14 protein-coding genes are annotated in these 16,774 nt (G+C 62.2%); 8 read left to right on the top strand and 6 right to left on the bottom strand.

The window, feature by feature from the left end; genetic code table 11:
• The first annotated feature begins 9 nt into the window (after positions 1-9).
• Together IM764_RS06265 and IM764_RS06260 are read left to right on the top strand one after the other, a co-directional pair.
• The gene (locus tag IM764_RS06265; protein ID WP_099298127.1) at positions 10-489 is read left to right on the top strand and encodes a MarR family winged helix-turn-helix transcriptional regulator; all 480 of its coding nucleotides are present in this window, start codon (positions 10-12) and stop codon (positions 487-489) included.
• Positions 490-4,473, top strand: a complete 3,984-nt coding sequence (locus IM764_RS06260; protein ID WP_194187309.1) for a Pls/PosA family non-ribosomal peptide synthetase — start codon at positions 490-492, stop codon at positions 4,471-4,473.
• Here IM764_RS06260 and ppk2 read toward each other — a convergent pair.
• The 3 genes from ppk2 to groL form a co-directional block, all read right to left on the bottom strand.
• Positions 4,470-5,369 carry a polyphosphate kinase 2 gene (gene ppk2, locus IM764_RS06255; protein ID WP_194187308.1) on the bottom strand — a complete coding sequence of 300 codons (900 nt, stop codon included), beginning with the start codon at positions 5,367-5,369 and terminating at the stop codon, positions 4,470-4,472. The genes IM764_RS06260 and ppk2 overlap by 4 nt on opposite strands.
• Before the next feature lie 254 nt (positions 5,370-5,623).
• Positions 5,624-5,761: a PorACj family cell wall channel-forming small protein gene (locus tag IM764_RS06250; protein ID WP_159460950.1), complete on the bottom strand. Its 138-nt coding sequence runs from the start codon at positions 5,759-5,761 to the stop codon at positions 5,624-5,626.
• Positions 5,762-6,217: 456 nt separating this feature from the next.
• Positions 6,218-7,861: a chaperonin GroEL gene (gene groL / locus IM764_RS06245; protein ID WP_194187307.1), complete on the bottom strand. Its 1,644-nt coding sequence runs from the start codon at positions 7,859-7,861 to the stop codon at positions 6,218-6,220.
• Between the two features lie 234 nt (positions 7,862-8,095).
• On the opposite strand from groL, the gene IM764_RS06240 reads away from it, so the two are divergent.
• Positions 8,096-9,505 carry a dipeptidase gene (locus IM764_RS06240; RefSeq protein ID WP_194187306.1) on the top strand — a complete coding sequence of 470 codons (1,410 nt, stop codon included), beginning with the start codon at positions 8,096-8,098 and terminating at the stop codon, positions 9,503-9,505.
• A gap of 205 nt (positions 9,506-9,710) precedes the next feature.
• A complete protein-coding gene (locus IM764_RS06235; RefSeq protein ID WP_099298287.1) occupies positions 9,711-10,352 on the top strand; it encodes a hypothetical protein in 642 nt (213 codons plus the stop codon).
• On the opposite strand, the gene IM764_RS06230 is transcribed toward IM764_RS06235, so the two are convergent.
• The 3 genes from IM764_RS06230 to IM764_RS06220 form a co-directional block, all read right to left on the bottom strand.
• Complete coding sequence (locus tag IM764_RS06230; RefSeq protein WP_099298131.1) at positions 10,349-11,527, bottom strand: glutamate--cysteine ligase; 1,179 nt, start codon at positions 11,525-11,527, stop codon at positions 10,349-10,351. The genes IM764_RS06235 and IM764_RS06230 overlap by 4 nt on opposite strands.
• Before the next feature lie 67 nt (positions 11,528-11,594).
• Positions 11,595-12,341, bottom strand: coding sequence for a LytR C-terminal domain-containing protein (locus IM764_RS06225; RefSeq protein ID WP_194187305.1), 747 nt, complete (start codon positions 12,339-12,341; stop codon positions 11,595-11,597).
• Positions 12,342-12,416: 75 nt separating this feature from the next.
• Positions 12,417-12,644 (bottom strand): DUF3263 domain-containing protein, encoded by a 228-nt coding sequence (locus tag IM764_RS06220; RefSeq protein ID WP_312098082.1) that lies wholly within the window; start codon positions 12,642-12,644, stop codon positions 12,417-12,419.
• Between the two features lie 61 nt (positions 12,645-12,705).
• Here IM764_RS06220 and IM764_RS06215 point away from each other — a divergent pair, with 61 nt between their 5' ends.
• From IM764_RS06215 to cls, 4 genes are read left to right on the top strand one after another with little or no spacing between them, the layout of a single operon-like run.
• Positions 12,706-13,356: a peptide deformylase gene (locus IM764_RS06215; RefSeq protein WP_228073448.1), complete on the top strand. Its 651-nt coding sequence runs from the start codon at positions 12,706-12,708 to the stop codon at positions 13,354-13,356.
• A complete protein-coding gene (locus IM764_RS06210) occupies positions 13,349-14,422 on the top strand; it encodes a GNAT family N-acetyltransferase (protein WP_194187303.1) in 1,074 nt (357 codons plus the stop codon). Before IM764_RS06215 ends, IM764_RS06210 begins: the two co-directional genes overlap by 8 nt.
• Before the next feature lie 10 nt (positions 14,423-14,432).
• Positions 14,433-15,197 (top strand): exodeoxyribonuclease III, encoded by a 765-nt coding sequence (locus IM764_RS06205; RefSeq protein ID WP_194187302.1) that lies wholly within the window; start codon positions 14,433-14,435, stop codon positions 15,195-15,197.
• Positions 15,198-15,205: 8 nt separating this feature from the next.
• On the top strand, positions 15,206-16,732 hold the full coding sequence (gene cls / locus IM764_RS06200) for a cardiolipin synthase (RefSeq protein WP_194187301.1): 1,527 nt from the start codon (positions 15,206-15,208) through the stop codon (positions 16,730-16,732).
• The last annotated feature ends 42 nt before the right edge of the window (positions 16,733-16,774 follow it).

Here is a 16,774-nt window from a genome sequence, read left to right as displayed (position 1 = left end):
CTTGTAAACATGCAAGAATCCCTACCGCTCCCCGCAGACCTCCTCAGCTCCCCATCTTTCCAACTGGAAAGACTCCGCAGGCGCACTCGCGAGTTCGTCGAGACCGCCCTTGTGGAGCAAGGATTCAACCTGCGGGAGTACTGGGTTCTCACCTGCCTCGCTGATGGCGATGCCGCCTCCCAGGCCACCCTCGGTGAAATCCTGGGCGTGGACCGCTCCGATATGGTGCGCCTTGTCGATTCCCTCGAGGATCGCCAGCTGGCCAAGCGCGTCAAGGATCCCAATGATCGTCGTCGCCAGATCATCTCCATCACCAAAAAGGGCACCAAGGCGTACACCAACCTTCGTCCCCTAGTGACGGTCGCCGAGGACAAAGCGCTGGATGAATCCACCTCCAAGCAGCTCAAGCACCTGCGCAAGCTGGCCAAGCAGATCATCGCGGCCGATAACCCAGAGACCCTCCCCGACGGACAGAAGGGGAAGGAATAAGTGGCAGCACAGATCCCTAGCCAATACCTCCGCTCCCCCGAAGCTCCTACCGCACGCACGCTGCTGGATGTCCTCCGTGACACCACGCAGCGCTACCCGGACGCGCCAGCCATCGATGATGGCCACGGTGTCATCACTTACTCCGAACTACTCACCGAAGTCCTAGACACCGCAGACTGGCTCGCCTCCAAGGGCATCCGCCGCGGCGATCGCATCGGCATCCGCATGCCCAGCGGACAGCGCAGCCTATACATCGCCATCCTCTCCACCATCGCCGCTGGCGCCGCCTACGTGCCGGTCGATGCGGACGACCCCGAGGAACGCGCCGAACTCGTCTTCGGCGAAGCACATGTGCAGGCCATCTACACCGCAGACGGCTTGAAGATGAGCGCGGACAGCGCCGAGTTGGCATCGAGAAAAAAGGTCACCGAAACCGGCCCGGACCTGGACACGGACGCATGGATCATCTTCACCTCCGGCTCTACCGGCAAGCCCAAGGGCGTGGCCGTGAGCAACCGCAGCGCGGCGGCCTTCGTGGACGCGGAAGCGGAGATGTTCCTGCAGGGCGAGCCGCTGGGCCCCGAGGATCGCGTGCTGGCAGGTCTGTCCGTTGCGTTCGACGCCTCCTGCGAGGAAATGTGGCTGGCCTGGCGCAATGGTGCCTGCTTGGTGCCCGCCCCGCGCTCCCTCGTGCGCTCCGGTGTGGACCTGGGACCGTGGCTGATCTCCAAGGACGTCACCGCCGTGTCCACCGTGCCTACCCTTGCCGGACTATGGCCAGATGAAGCTTTGGACGCCGTCCGCCTGCTGATCTTCGGCGGTGAAGCCTGCCCTCCGGAACTAGCGGGGCGCCTCGCCACGGACTCCCGCGAGCTGTGGAATACCTACGGCCCCACCGAAGCCACAGTGGTGGCATGCGGCACCACGATGGACGGCATCAAGCCCGTGTCCATCGGCCTGCCTCTACGCGGATGGGACCTGGCCGTGGTGGATGCGAACAACCAACCCGTGGCGATGGGTGAGGTCGGCGAGCTCATCATTGGTGGCGTAGGCCTTGCCCGCTACCTGGACCCAGCCAAGGACGCGGAGAAGTTCGCCCCCATGCCGGAGCTGGGATGGGATCGCGCGTATCGCTCGGGCGATCACGTTCGCTTGGAAGAAGACGGCCTGTACTTCGTGGGCCGTATGGATGACCAGGTCAAGATCGGCGGACGTCGCATCGAGCTGGGCGAGGTAGATTCCGCACTCAGCTCCCTGGACAACGTCCGCAGCGCGGCCGTGGTGGTACAAACCACCGGCGGCGGGGACAAAGTGCTGGTGGGATACGTCTCGCCAGAGGAAGGCTCCGCGGAGGGATTCGATACCGCAGCAGCCATGACTCAGCTGCGCGACCGCTTGCCTGCCGCGATGATCCCGCGCCTGTGCGCGCTGGATTCCCTCCCCGTAACCACCTCCGGCAAGGTCGATAAGAAGGCCTTGCCGTGGCCGTTGCCGTCGCAGGGCGAAGCGTCCTTTGATAACCCGACGCAAGAATGGCTCGCCGGGCTATTCTCCGATGCCTTGGGCACCACGGTTCTCAGCGCTGACGTGGACTTCTTCACTCTCGGCGGCACCTCGCTGGCTGCTGCGACCCTCATCGCGCAGGTTCGCGAGCGGGTACCCGAGGTGTCCGTGCGCGACCTCTACGATCACGCACGCTTGGGCTCCTTCGCTGAGCACGTGGATAGCTTCGTGGGCGATGGCTCCCCGGGCTCGGCAGGACTCCTCGGTGCCTCCAGTGAGGACGGCACCCCGAACACTCCAGAACTGCCACCCGTAATCCCCGTGGGCGCTGGCACCCGCGTGGCGCAGGCATTCATTCAGCTGCCGGCCATGACTTTGGCCGGCGCGCAGTGGGTGACCTGGCTGTTGGCGGGCAACTGGCTCATGCAAATCTTGGGTCTCAACGTTCTGCCCGGCACCCTGCCGGTGGAAGCCCTGGGCCCGGGCAACCTTCCGTGGTGGCTGGTGCTCGTCGCAGTGCTGATTTTCGCGACCCCGCTGGGCCGCCTGCCGCTGTCCGCTCTGCTCATCCGCGCTGTCACCGCAGGCATCGAGCCCGGCACGTACCGTCGCGGCGGCTCCACGCACCTGCGCATCTGGGCCGCCGAGCGCATCGCCGATACCTCCGGCGCCCGCGATGTTTCCGGCGCTACCTGGATCACCACGTATGCCCGCTGGCTAGGTGCCAACGTGGGCAAGGGCGTGCAGCTGCACACCTTGCCACCTGTCACGGGACTGCTGACGTTGGGCGACTACTGCTCCGTGGAGCAGGAAGTGGACATTTCCACCTATTGGGTGGAACGCGACCAGGTGCACGTGGGCCGGATCGAAATCGGCAAGGCCGCTTCCATTGGTGCACGCAGCACGATTCTTCCCGGCGCCCGCATCGGTGCCAGCGCCTCTATCGAGGCGGGCAGCGCCGTCACCGCGCGCAAGAAGGTCAAGGCGAACGCGAGGTGGGCAGGTTCGCCTGCCCGCAAGGTGGGCAAGGTCCGCAACAACTGGCCGCAGGAAGCCCCTCCGCGCCGCCCCGCATGGGTCACTATTTACGGCGTGACCTCGATCGTGCTGTCCCTGCTTCCGCTGCTGGCGCTGGCCTCAGCTGCCGCCTTCGTCTTCTTCGGACTCTCCCTGAGCAACCTGGGCGCCACCGGCAGCGTCTCCCTGGGCAGCTTCTTGGCGTACTCCGCCCTGTGGGCCGCCCCGGCTGGTCTCCTGGCCTTCGCGGTGTACATGGGCTTGACCTGGATTTTGGTGCGCGCGCTCTCCCTGGGCCTGCAGCCGGGCGTGGTGCCCGTGCGTTCTGCCCGTGGCTGGCGCATCTGGTCCATCGAACGGCTCATGGACGCCGCCCGCACGCACCTGTTCCCGCTGTACGCAGCTCAGCTCACCCCGCTGTGGTTCCGCAGCTTGGGCGCGCAGATTGGTAAGGATGCGGAGATCTCCACCGCGGTCATGGTGCCGCGTTTCGCCGAGGTCAAGGAAGGCGCGTTCCTCGCCGATGACACGATGGTCGGCGGTTACGAGCTCGGCGGTGGCGGCTGGATGCTCTCCGGTCACACCCGCGTGGGCAAGCGCAGCTTCTTGGGCAACTCAGGCATCGCTGGTCCGCAGCGCAATTTGAAGAAGAATTCGCTGGTCGCGGTGCTTTCTTCCACCCCGAAAAAGACCAAAGCTGGTTCCAATTGGATGGGTTCGCCGCCGGAGCGTTTGCGTCGAGTAGAAGTCGATTCGGAAGGCGACAACCGCACCTACAACCCCACCTTCACGCTGAAATTCGCGCGCGGCGTGGTGGAAACCTTGCGCCTGTTGGCCCCCATGGTGTCCACGATGCTGTTCGTGGCGGTACTGGCCGTCATGCAATGGGTGCTGGTCCACGGTGGTGTGTGGGTTCTCTTTGCGACGTCAGGGTTGATTCTCATCGGTGCCGGCTTCTTTGCCGCACTGGTGACTGTCTTGATGAAGTGGCTGTGCGTGCAGCAGATCAAGGCGGGCGACCACGCGCTGTTCAGCGGCTTCGTGTGGTTTAACGAGCTGCAGGATCAGTTTGTGGAAACCGTGGCCGGCCCGTGGTTCCTGGCTCATACCTTGGGCACGGGCAGCTTGAACATTTTCCTGCGCGCACTGGGCGCCAAGATTGGCCGCGGCGCGTGGATGGATTCTTACTGGCTGCCGGAGGCGGACTTGGTGCGCATCGGCCGCGGTGCGACCGTGGGGCCGGGCTGCGTGGTGCAGACCCACCTGTTCCAGGACCGCGTGATGAGCTTGGACGAGGTCACGGTGGCCGAAGGCGCCACGATGGGCCCACACTCAGTGGCGCTTCCGGCTGCCGCACTGGCGAAGAACGCAGCAGTAGGCCCTGCCTCCCTGGTGATGCGTGGCGACCACGTTCCGCCAAATACCAGGTGGCAGGGCAATCCGATTGAGATCTGGCGCGATTAGTCGCCGATGGCGTCCCGTCCGCGCTTAACCAGCTTCGGATCGGGCTCGCCCACCAGCTCGTGATCCTTGCCGGTGTACTCAAACTTGCTCAGCACGTAACGCATGGCGTTAATGCGGGCGCGCTTCTTGTCATTGGACTTGATGGTGATCCACGGGGACTCATTGGTGTCCGTATAGCGGAACTGCTCTTCCTTGGCGCGGGTGTAATCATCCCAGCGATCCAGGGACGCCAGGTCCATAGGAGACAGCTTCCACTGACGCACAGGATCCACCTGACGGATGGCGAAGCGGGTCCGCTGCTCCTTACGGGTCACAGAGAACCAGAACTTGGTCAGGGAAATACCCGAACCGAGGATCATGTTCTCTAGCATCGGAACCTCACGCAGGAACTCTGCGTGCTGGGACTCGGTGCAGAATCCCATCACGCGCTCCACGCCGGAGCGGTTGTACCAGGAGCGATCGAAGAAGACGATCTCTCCCCCAGCAGGGAAATGCTGAATGTAGCGCTGGAAGTACCACGAGGTGGACTCGCGTGGCGACGGCTTTTCTAGGGCGACGGTGCGCGCGCCACGAGGGTTGAGGTGCTCATTGAAGCGCTTGATGGTGCCACCCTTACCGGCGGCATCGCGACCCTCGAAGATGATGATGTGCTTCTGGCCCGTTTCCTTGGTCCAGTTCTGCCACTTCAGCAGCTCGATCTGCAGGGAGCGCTTGGTGGTCTCGTACTCCTCGCGGCTCATGCGATTGTCATAAGGGTACTGATCGCGCCAAGTATCTACGCGGTGGCCGTCCGGGGTGATCAGCGTGGGATCATCCTCATCGGAATCATCCACGAGGTAGCCCTCGGTGGCTGCGAGGTCTACAAGGTGGAAATCGTCCTGATTGTCATCGGCCATGCTTAAGCGCTCCTTAAACTGTGTGTGCTCCGCGCATTCGCCGTGTTGACGACGCACTCATTCGCTACCCGCTCCCCAGCGCACAAATTGCTTGATGAGAAGCGCAATATCTAATTCTCAGTCTATCCCGAGGGTGGTCTACTTCGCGGGGTGAAGAGCATACGCTCCCCCGTTTGCCCGCGCACAGGCGTTCGGGCAGAGAAAAATCCCCGGCACGAAAGTGCCGGGGATTCTCGGTTCAACCGAAGGCAGAATTACTCTGCAGCGTTCCAGCCAGCGATGACCTCGAGGACTGCGAAAATGCCGGAGAACAGGTCGCCCAGTCCGCCGAAGATGTCGCCGAATCCACCGAAGAAGGCGCTGAGCTGCTCAAGAATTACTGGTGCTTCCATGATATTTCTCCCTAATCAGAGGCGTCACACTCGGGTTTCGAGTGGACTTTAGTTTCTTTTCCTTGACGCCCCTGGTGAGGCTGTCGAGGGTTACTTTAATCGGATCTGCAGCATGTTCAACCCCTAGAGAAGCATTATTTTCAGATTCCCCCATTGTCGCTCTCAGGTTCCACCAATGAATCCGTGACCCAATCGATATATCTGCAGGTGAATCGCGATTTAGCTTGGCTGGTCCATCAGCGTTACACAGCGGATTGAAATACCCCCACCAAGCACCCCCATGACAGTCTCTGACCTGCTGTTTACCTTTAGTTTACTTTATGTTTGCAGCCCGTTCGTCACATGCGCAGCCACCGCAAAACAGACGCCGATTCAAACGCAAAAAACGGCACCGCCGTGGCGTCGGATGAAGAAAACCGAACGCGCGAAAACGGTGCCGTCAAGGAAACAGAAGGTTTAGAAACCGCCCATTCCACCCATCTCATCAGCGCCTGGCATTGCAGGAGCCTCAGGCTCTGGCTTATCCGCAACCACAGCCTCGGTGGTCAGGAACAGAGCCGCGATGGACGCAGCGTTCTGCAGAGCAGAGCGGGTGACCTTCACTGGGTCGGAAATTCCGGCCTCCAGCAGGTTCACGTACTCGCCGGATGCAGCGTTCAGGCCCTCGCCGACAGGCAGGTTGGAGACCTTGTCCTCCACCACGCCTGGCTCCAGGCCAGCGTTGTGGGCGATCTGCTTGAGAGGGGAGGACAGAGCAGCGCGCACGATCTGCACGCCGGTAGCCTCGTCGCCTTCCAGACCCAGGCCGTCTTCCAGCACATGAGCGGCCTGCAGCAGCGCAGCGCCACCGCCGGCAACGATGCCCTCTTCGGCAGCAGCCTTGGCGTTACGCACAGCATCCTCGATGCGGTGCTTGCGCTCCTTCAGCTCCACCTCGGTCGCAGCGCCAACCTGCAGCACGGCCACACCGCCGGAGAGCTTAGCCAAGCGCTCCTGCAGCTTCTCGCGGTCGTAATCAGAGTCAGCGTTGTCCATCTCCTGGCGGATCTGCTTGATGCGGCCAGCCAGCTGCTCGGAAGAACCGGCACCATCGACGATGGTCGTATCGTCCTTGGTCACCACAACCTTGCGGGCGGTACCCAGCAGTGGCAGGTCAGCAGTCTCCAGAGATAGGCCAACCTCCTCCGCGATAACCTGACCGCCGGTGAGGATGGCGATGTCCTGCAGCTGCGCCTTACGGCGATCGCCGAAGCCAGGAGCCTTCACAGCCACGGACTTGAACGTGCCGCGGATCTTGTTCACCACGAGGGTGGACAGAGCCTCACCCTCGATGTCCTCAGCCACGATCAGCAATGGCTTGCCGGACTGCATGACCTTCTCCAGCAGTGGCAACAGGTCCTTAACGTTGGAGATCTTGGAGGACACCAGCAGGATGTATGGATCCTCCAGCACAGCTTCGCCGCGCTCAACGTCCGTGGCGAAGTAACCGGAGATGTAGCCCTTGTCGAAGCGCATACCCTCGGTGACGTCCAAGGTCACACCGAAAGCGTTAGACTCCTCGACGGTGATTACACCGTCCTTGTTCAGCTGGCCATCGCCAACCCTGTACATAGCCTCGGCGATCAGCTTGCCGATCTCATGATCAGCAGCGGAGATGCCGGCGGTTGCAGCGATTTGCTCCTGGGTCTCGATCTCCTTGGCAGAGTTCAGCAGCTCTGCAGTGACCTTCTCCACGCCAGCCTGGATACCGCGCTTGATGCCCATCGGGTTGGAGCCTGCAGCCACGTTGCGCAGACCTTCGCGCACCAGTGCCTGTGCCAAGACGGTTGCGGTGGTGGTGCCGTCGCCAGCAACATCATCGGTCTTCTTGGCAACTTCCTTGACCAGCTCTGCGCCGATCTTCTCGTATGGATCCTCGAGCTCGATCTCACGAGCGATGGTGACACCATCGTTAGTAATGGTTGGGGCGCCCCACTTGCGTTCCAGAACGACGTTGCGTCCCTTTGGGCCGAGGGTTACCTTGACCGCGTCTGCCAGGGTGTTCAGACCCTTTTCCAGACCACGGCGTGCTTCTTCGTCGAATGCAATCATCTTAGCCATGTGGCTGTGATCCTCCGTTTGGTTTTGCGACACGTGCGGTTCAGACCCAGCGCCCGCGACGGCACGAATGGACGAATGTCGCGACATCCATTCTCACTGCATCTGATGGTGCATTTATTGGCACTCAAATGCTTCAAGTGCTAGCCACCGTTTTAGCACTCCCCCATATCGAGTGCAAGATTTGCGTGTAAGCCATCGCAGTCGACTGTCCAGCGCCGGAGTACCGTGTGAGGCATGAGCATCGCACTACCAACTTCTGCAGACCAGATCACCCCGGAGCTCACCAAGGAGCTCATCGAGTCCCACATGCCGTTTGTGTGGGAGTCCTTGAAGGAACTGGTGGCGTTCCAGTCCGTCCATTCTGTGCCGGGTTTGGAGGAGCATAACGCCGGCGCTGCCGCGTGGGTGGTGGAGCAGTTCCGTGCCGCTGGCATTCCCGTGGAGCCCTTCAAGACCACGGATGGCTCCACCTCGGTCATCGGAGTCAAGGAAGCCGCGGAAGGCTATCCCACCATTCTCTTGTACTCACACTTTGACGTTCAGCCAAGTGGCGTCGAAAAAGAATGGACCGCAGACCCATGGACGCTGACTGAGCGCGACGGCCGTTGGTACGGACGCGGCGCCGCCGATTGTAAGGGTCACGTGGTCATGCACCTGGCCGTGTTGCGGGCACTGCGTGAGTTGATCGACGCCGGCTCCGAGCAGCTAGACAAGATTGGCATCCGCGTAGTGGTGGAAGGTTCTGAGGAGCGCGGCGGATACGGCCTGGAGGATCTCCTGCATGCCCAGCCGGAGCTGTTCCGCGCAGACACGTTCCTCATCGCCGATAGTGGCAATGACGAGCTGGGGCTGCCCAGCGTCTGCACCGCGTTGCGTGGTTCCGCTCCCGTCACCGTCACGCTGCGCACTATTGCTCAGCCCATGCACTCCGGGCAGTACGGCGGCGCGGCTCCGGATGCACTGCTGGAACTGATCAAGCTTTTGGGCACCCTGCACGATGACAACGGCCTGGTGGCCGTGGAAGGACTGACCTCCGACGCTGTGTGGGAAGGCGTGGGTCCGGACACGGATACTTTCCGCCGCAACGCGGGCGTGCTGGACGGCGTGGAGGTTCTGGGCGCGGAGCAAGGCATCGCGGCCAATGATCTAACCGTGATGCGTCCGTCCATCACCGTGACCGGTCTGGATTCACTGAGCGTCGAGGACGCGATTAACGCGGTGCCTGGACGCGCCGCCGCTCAGGTCAGCCTGCGCGTGCCACCAGGAATGGATCCAGTGGCAGCCCAAGACGCGCTGATTGCGCACTTGGAAAGGCACCAGCCCAACGCGCAGATGGAGATCGAGCGTTCCACGGTCGCCTCCGCGTTCCGGGCCGATACGTCCGGTCCCGCTCTCCAGCGTTTCAGCAAGGCCATCGGCGAGGTCTACGGCAAGTCCACGGTAGAGACCGGCAGCGGCGGCTCCATTCCGCTGACCAATGAGCTGCTCACCGCGTACCCAGATGCGGAGCTGGCGCTGTTCGGCATCGAGGAGCCGCTGTGCCGCATCCACAGTGCGGACGAGTCCGTTGATCCTTCGGAGATTCTCCACATCGGCGCAGCGGAACTGCTGTTTTTGGCGCGAACAGCCACCGAAAGTGCGTAACAATTTTCTCAACATGTGGGAGATTTGCTTCCACTAGATGGTTTGAAGTAGGTTTATTTCCCATGAGCACCATTCTTATGCGAGTACCCAACCCGGGTGGAGGCGAGGACTGACCCCTCCACTACCGGGGTTAGCGTGAACCGCATGAGCGTCGGTCCAGATAACACAGGAACCACATCTGGCACGTAAGGACCGATTAACAATGATGTTTGAAGAAAACGAGCGCACTATGAACGCCACCACTTTGATCCGATTCGCCCGCCCGGAATCGGAATGGAACAACCCCACCTACACCGCGACCAAGTCTGGTCCTTCGGGTACCAAGCGTCGTTCCACGGCAAAGACCTACTCCACCACCTCCACGTCGCGCATCGAGAAGCGTCGCATGCGCACGCGCAACTTCGCCGAGGATCCATTCCGCGCCCGCTTCGGACAGCGCCTGCCTTCCGGCATGCGCCAGGAAGCCCGCGGCATGGAGTGGAAGAAGTTCATCTCCACCTACGCCCCCTCTGCGATCCGGGTGGAGTACATGCGCAGCAACCGCCTGCGCGCAGGGCGCCACGAGTTCGAGATGTCCATCTCCGGCCTCAACGCCGAAGGTCAAGGCACCCAGGCATCCATCACCGCAATGGGCCCTTCTTCTGCGATGACGCAGATCTTGGCTGATCACGGCTACAACGTGGAGATCCTGCAGTTCCACCAGTACGACATCTTCGAAGCCACCGTGACTTTCATCTACACCACCCACAAGTCCAAGCGCATGTGGGCAGTGGGCTTCGGCGCGAACCGAGATCACTCGATCGCCAACGCGCTGTGCTCGGCGGCTTCCCGTCTGTACGGCCTCTAAAGACTCTCGCGCAGGGTGCGGACTGTCAGGTCCACGGCGGCTACCCACGCTTCGGGCTGGGTAAAGCCCTGTTCCGCACCGGCATCGCCGCGCGTGCGAGTGCCTGGCTCGAGCGCGGCTCCCGCATCGCGAGCGGCTTGGCGCTGCAGCTCATAATCGCCGCCGCGCTCAATGAGGCGCAGAACGTCCGCCAGCTCGGCGGCGCAACCTAGCTCCTCGGCCAGCGGGTGCAGTGTGTCCACCCAGTCGCGCAGTTCGTCCTTGATCCAGCGCTCGGAGGTCTCGCGGTCGGTGATGATCTCCGCGTCCAGGCCGTAGCGCGCAGCGCGCCACTTGTTCTCCGCGATGTGCCACGGCTGTAGCGTCGGCAGTTCCTCACCGCGGTCGAACGCGCGCTCAAAGTGGACCACGAGGCAGTGGATGTATGCGGAGATCGCCGCCAGCTCCCACACGGCCATCGTGGCATCGGCGAAGCGCACCTCGACCGTGCCGTACTTGGAGGGGCGCACGTCGAAGTGCCAGGATCCCGTGTGGTTGACCACGCCGGACCTGTCCGTGTCCTCGTTGAAGGATTCCCACTCCTGCCAGTTGGCGAACTGATACGGGGTTCCCGCGGTAGGTAGCTGCTGGTAGAGCAGCGTGCGGTTGGATGCGTATCCCGTATCTAGCCCCTCCCATGCTGGGGAGCTCGCGGACAGTGCCAGCACGTGCGGGTAGTGCGTCATCACGGCGTTGATGATGGGCCAGACCTTGTCCTTGGAGCCCACGCCCACGTGCACGTGGATGCCCCAAATGATCATCTGCCGTCCCCAGTATTGGGTGCGCTCGATGATCTCCCGGTAGCTGGACTTTTCGCTGAGCTGCTGGTCACCCCAGTCCGCGAATGGGTGGGTGCCCGCTGAGAACAGTTGCACGCCTAGCTCGTCCGCGCAGGTGAACAGCTGCTGCAGTTGCTCGCACAGGTCGTCCACGGCGGAGGGGATCGTCTCGTGGACCCCGGTGACCATTTCCACGGTGTTAGCCAGGAATTCACGGGTGACGCGGTGGTCGGGGAATTTCTGGTCCATTAGTTCCAGAAGCTCGGACGCCTGCGGGGTGAGGTTGCGCGTGGCTGGGTCGAGCAGAGCCACTTCCCATTCAATGCCGACGGTCGGCCGTGAGCCAGGGAAATCCATGGAAGGGTCCTTACGTTTCTGGGGCATGCGCTATTTGTGCAGTATATCGGGAGCCCGTCCGCGCACCTTAGCGTGGCATGTCGTTGGTGGTCACCACGACCACCGCTGCTGGCCCTTCGCCCTCGAGCATGTCCGCCGCGGCCAGTCGTCCGTCGATCTCTGGGGTGCGCGCTTGCACCTCGATTCCCAGGTCGGCGGCTACTTGCTCGGCAGCCGCGCGGGCGTTGGCATCGTTGCCTGGGTACAGCACCACGGACTTCGGGAACGCACCTTCGGTGTCCGGCAGGTTACCGAAGCTGGTCTTGCCCCACTGCTTGTCGCGCAGCGTCTTAGCGGTATCGCCCGCCAGGCCTTGGATTGGGCTGTTGTTCAACACGGTGACCTGTTGGTCTGCCTTGTTGACCTGCCGTTCGTCCGCCCCTTCATTTCCGACGCCAGCCTCCGGAGCCGCGGGCTCCTGGCCCTGAGTCTCGCTCGGGTTCTTCTCCGGGGACTGCGAAGGCGCTGCGCTCTGCTGCGTCTGGCTGGGCTGTTGCGCCTGTTCGGTCACAGACTCGGTGGAGGCGGCGTTCTGCTCGGTGGATTCGTCATCGCCTCCGGCGAGGCTGAAGGCTCCCCAGCCCACCAGAACGATGCCGACGGCCAGCAGGATCATTCCCAGTCCGCGCATGGGAACCTTGCTGCTCGGCGCACCGGCAGCTGCGGGGTCGTGGTCGTCGTAGTTTTCTGGGGCGTCATCGGTGTCATCGAAGGCGAAGGCTTCGTCGAAGCTGTCGTCGTCGAGGGCATGGCGTGGTCGATTCGAATCAGTCACGCCACAATATTAACTGTTGTCACACTGGTCACAAGCGTGACACTCGCGAGTTGGCGTCGAAAAGAAAAAGAAACCTCACGCCTCATCGCCACGACGGCGCAACAAACGACGCACCGTCACCGGGTCGTAGGCCAAAGCGTCAGGCCGCTCGATCAGGGCGTTGAGCTGCTGAAAGTAGCGCACGGGAGGGACCTCGAACTCCTGGCGGATGCGCTCGGCCTTGTTGCTGGACTGCGTCCACCACTGACGCTCGAAGTCCAGCATCGCGCGCTCGCGCTGAGACAAACTTTCCGAAGAATCCACGGCTCTCATTCTAAGTAGGCGCTGCTAGGGCATTGTCTTGGCCACGGCTAACATTGCAAGCATGACTGAACAGCCCACCATCATGCCCATCGTCATCGCCGGTGATCCCGTGCTCCACCAGCCCACGGAAGACGTCGAACTGGTCGACGGAAAGCCCAGCGCAGAGATCCAGCAGCTCGTGGAAAACATGTACGCCACCATGGATAAGGCGCACGGCGTGGGCCTGGCCGCCAACCAGGTGGGCGTGGACAAGCGACTGTTCGTGTACGCCTGTCCGGACATCGAGGGCGCGGATGGCGAGCGCCTGTCCGAGGAGCAGATTGAGGCCAACGGCGGTCCATTGCGCCGCGGCTGCGTGATTAACCCGGTGCTGGAGACCTCGGACATCCCCGAAACCATGCCAGACGAGGATGCGGACGAGGAAGGCTGCCTGTCCGTGCCCGGTTACGATTTCCCCACCGGCCGCGCTGACTGGGCGCGCGTGACCGGCGTGGATGAACACGGTGAGCCCGTATCCGTGGAAGGTTACGGATTCTTCGCACGGTGCCTGCAGCACGAGGTAGGCCACCTCGATGGATTCCTCTACACGGACGCGCTGATCGGCCGTTACAAGCGCCAGGCTAAGAAGGCTTTCAAGGCAGAGGGCTGGAACACGGGCGGGCGCACCTGGATGCCCGGGGTGGATAAGGATCCCTTCGGTCACGATGACTAACCACTTCCCCACCGATTACACCGCCGCCGCTGCGGGCGCGCGCACGGTGGAGCAGTTCGCCTTTCCGCTGTCTCGGCGCACTGATCCCGTCAGCGTGATTCCTGGCGCGCGGGTGATTGTGCGCTACGCCGTAGATAGCCAAGGCGCTGCGCGCCCGAAGGTCACGGACGTCATCGGCGAGCTGATCTCCACCAACCCGCTGCAGGTTGAGCCGCAATCCGGCGACCCGGCGGTCACCATCTCTCCGGCGCGCGTGGTGGTTCTCAAGACGCTGTCCGCTAAGCCCGTGCGCAATAGCGATATCCGCGCGGTCGAGCAGGCCATCGCGGAGGCCTTCCCCGGCATTGCCAACGAGGAGATTGGCGGCTGGCTGGCTCGCGCAGGAGACGGCATCACGGAACGCTCCAACTCCGCGGTGCCGATCGGCTCGCACGCAGCGCTGCAGCCCGTGCCACTGGAGAAGATCTCCGAGTTCTATCGCGCGCACGAACTACCCACACAGCTGCTCTTGCCCGATCGGCTGGGCCGCGCGGCAGAGAACATCCCAGGCACGCGCGGCCCGGAAATCGTCATCATGACGCGCGAGCTACCTGATCCCGGAGACCTCGACGCCGAACTCCCCTCCATGCCCGCTCCCCTGAACAACCTCGAGTTCCACGTGGACGAGCAGCCCGATGACGAGTGGCTGAGCATGTACCACTTCCGCGGCGAACCACTTCCTCGTCACGCGCTCGACCTGCTCAGCGCCCGCATCAACGGCACGCTGAGCTTCGGTCGCCTCACCGTCGAGGGCCAACTCGCCGCCATCACGCGCGGCACGGTCACCGAGGGCGGTAGCAGGACGTGGCTGGGTTACTCCGCGGTCGAGGTCGCGGAGCCTTTCCGACGCCAAGGCCTCGGCACCTACCTGGGCAATGAAATGCTGCGCTGGGGAGTCGCCAGCGGGGCCGATCACGCCTATTTGGAAGTCATCGATTCAAATACCGCGGGCCAAGCCTTGTACCACCGGTTAGGTTTTTCCATCCATCATCGGCATCGAACCGTCCGCGTCTTGCCCGCGCGCTAGAGTGTTGGGCATGCGTATTGCCACTTGGAACATCAATTCCGTCCGCACCCGCGAGCAGCGCGTTCGCGATTTTCTCGAGCGCTCGGATGTTGATGTGCTCTGTTTGCAGGAAACCAAGTGCACCGACGCCCAGTTCCCAGATTTCACGGACACTGGCTACGAACAGGCCCACTTCGGCCTGCACTCCTTCAATGGCGTGGCCATCCTCTCCCGCGTCGGTTTGGAGAACGTCTCGCACGATTTCGGCCAGCCCGGCTTCGATAAGGATCTGGAGGCCAGCCAGGATCTCGAGGCCCGCGCCATCGGCGCGGAGTGCGGCGGCGTGACAGTGTGGAGTCTTTACGTCCCCAACGGCCGGGAGATCCACGACCCGCACTACACCTACAAACTCGCGTGGCTAGACAAGCTCGCGGATTACGCAGCGAATGGTCCGGACAAGCTCTGCCTCGTGGGGGATTTCAACATCGCCCCGCGCGACAAAGACGTATGGGACCGCAGCTACTTCGAGGGAAAAACGCACGTCACTCCGAAGGAGCGCGCGGCGCTGAGCAAGCTTGAGGAGGCCGGCCTGACGCAAGCCACCACCCTGATCGAGGACGAATACACCTACTGGGACTACCAAGCACTGCGCTTCCAGAAGGGCGAGGGAATCCGCATCGATCTGCAGTATGCCCGTGGCATCACCGCCACCGGTGCGCGTGTGGATCGCGATGAGCGCAAAGGCAAAGGCGCGTCCGATCACGCTCCGGTCATCGTCGACTACCAGACCAATTAGGCCGGCCCATGGAATGGCTCTACGCTCCGCTGCAGTCCGTCAATGACATCCTGTTCGTTGCTACCGATAACCTTGAGTGGTGGCAAGTCGTGCTGGTGCTGGCGGACTATTCGCTGAAGATCGCCGCCTTGGGCTGGGTGCCTGCGGATCGTCGCCCGTCCAGCGCGATGGCGTGGCTGCTGGCCATCTTCCTGGTCCCCTTCGTGGGTATCGCCCTGTTCTTCCTCATGGGCTCGCCGTATGTGAATCGACGCCGGCACCGCATTCAAAACCGCGCGAATGAGCAACTGCGAGAACTGGGTCAGGATGAGCCAGACATTCCAGACGGCACAGAGCTGACGGACGAATTACTCAGCCTGGTCCACTTGAACCGCGAATTGACATCCCTCCCTGCGCTAGATGGCTCACTGCTTGCTCTGCATCCCAATTACGAGCAGTCCATCGCGGCGATGACTCGCGCGGTCGACGAGGCGAAAATCTACGTCAACGTGGAGATTTACATCATGGCGTGGGATTCCACCACCGCTCCTTTTTTCGAAGCGTTGGGCCGGGCTGTGGATCGCGGGGTACCCGTGCGCCTCTTGTACGACCATGTCGGCAGCATGAAGTACCCCGGCCACAGGAAACTAGGCAAGCGATTCACCAATCTAGGCATCCGCTGGCACTTGATGCTGCCCCTGCAGCCGCTGCGGTGGCGCTTCCGCCGCCCTGATCTGCGTAACCACCGCAAGCTGCTGGTGGTCGATGGACGCAAGGCCTTCGTGGGCTCGCAGAACATGATTGATTCCAGCTACTTAAAGAAGTCCAACCTGAAGGCCGGCCGACACTGGGTGGATGTCATGGCCGAGGTCACCGGCCCCATCGTCAACACCATCAACTCGGTGTTCGCGGTGGATTGGTACACGGAGAGCAACGAAGAGCTCGGCCTACTGGCACCCACCAAGTTCAAGCAGCAACTCTCAGATGACGCGCAGGACACCGGGCGGGAAATCATGCAGGTGATCCCCTCCGGACCAGGATTCACCACGGAGCCAAACCTGCGCCTGTTTACCTCGATTGCTCATCATTCCAAGCAGAAATTGCAGCTAATCAGCCCGTATTTCATCCCGGATGAATCATTGCTGGAGGCAATCACCACGGCCTGCTATCGCGGGGTGACGGTGGAATTGTACGTTTCGGAAAAAGCCGATCAATTTCTGGTGGGGCGGGCCCAGGCTAGCTACTACCGGGAGCTTCTGAAGGCTGGCGTCGAAATATACCTCTACCCTGCCCCCGCGGTGCTGCACGCAAAATTCATGATCGCGGACGCGGAGGTCGCGGTGATGGGCAGCTCGAACATGGACATGCGATCCTTCGGCCTGAACTACGAAATCTCGCTGATGACCGGCGAAGGTGAGCTGATGGAACAGCTCAAGGAACTAGCGGAGAGCTACCGGGAAAAGTGCAAGAAGCTCACGCTCGAACAGTGGCGCGAGCGGCCGTGGTACAGCCGCTATGTGGACAACGTGGCCCGTCTGACCAGCTCGTTGCAGTAGCGTGCAGCCAGGTAGTATCAAATTCAGTTGAAATTAAGTTCA

Origin of the sequence: Corynebacterium sp. ED61, assembly GCF_015233855.1 — a bacterium.
GTDB classification, from domain to species: domain Bacteria; phylum Actinomycetota; class Actinomycetes; order Mycobacteriales; family Mycobacteriaceae; genus Corynebacterium; species Corynebacterium dentalis.
Note: the sequence above shows the minus strand (reverse complement) of the source record. Positions and strands in the feature narration are given on the sequence as shown.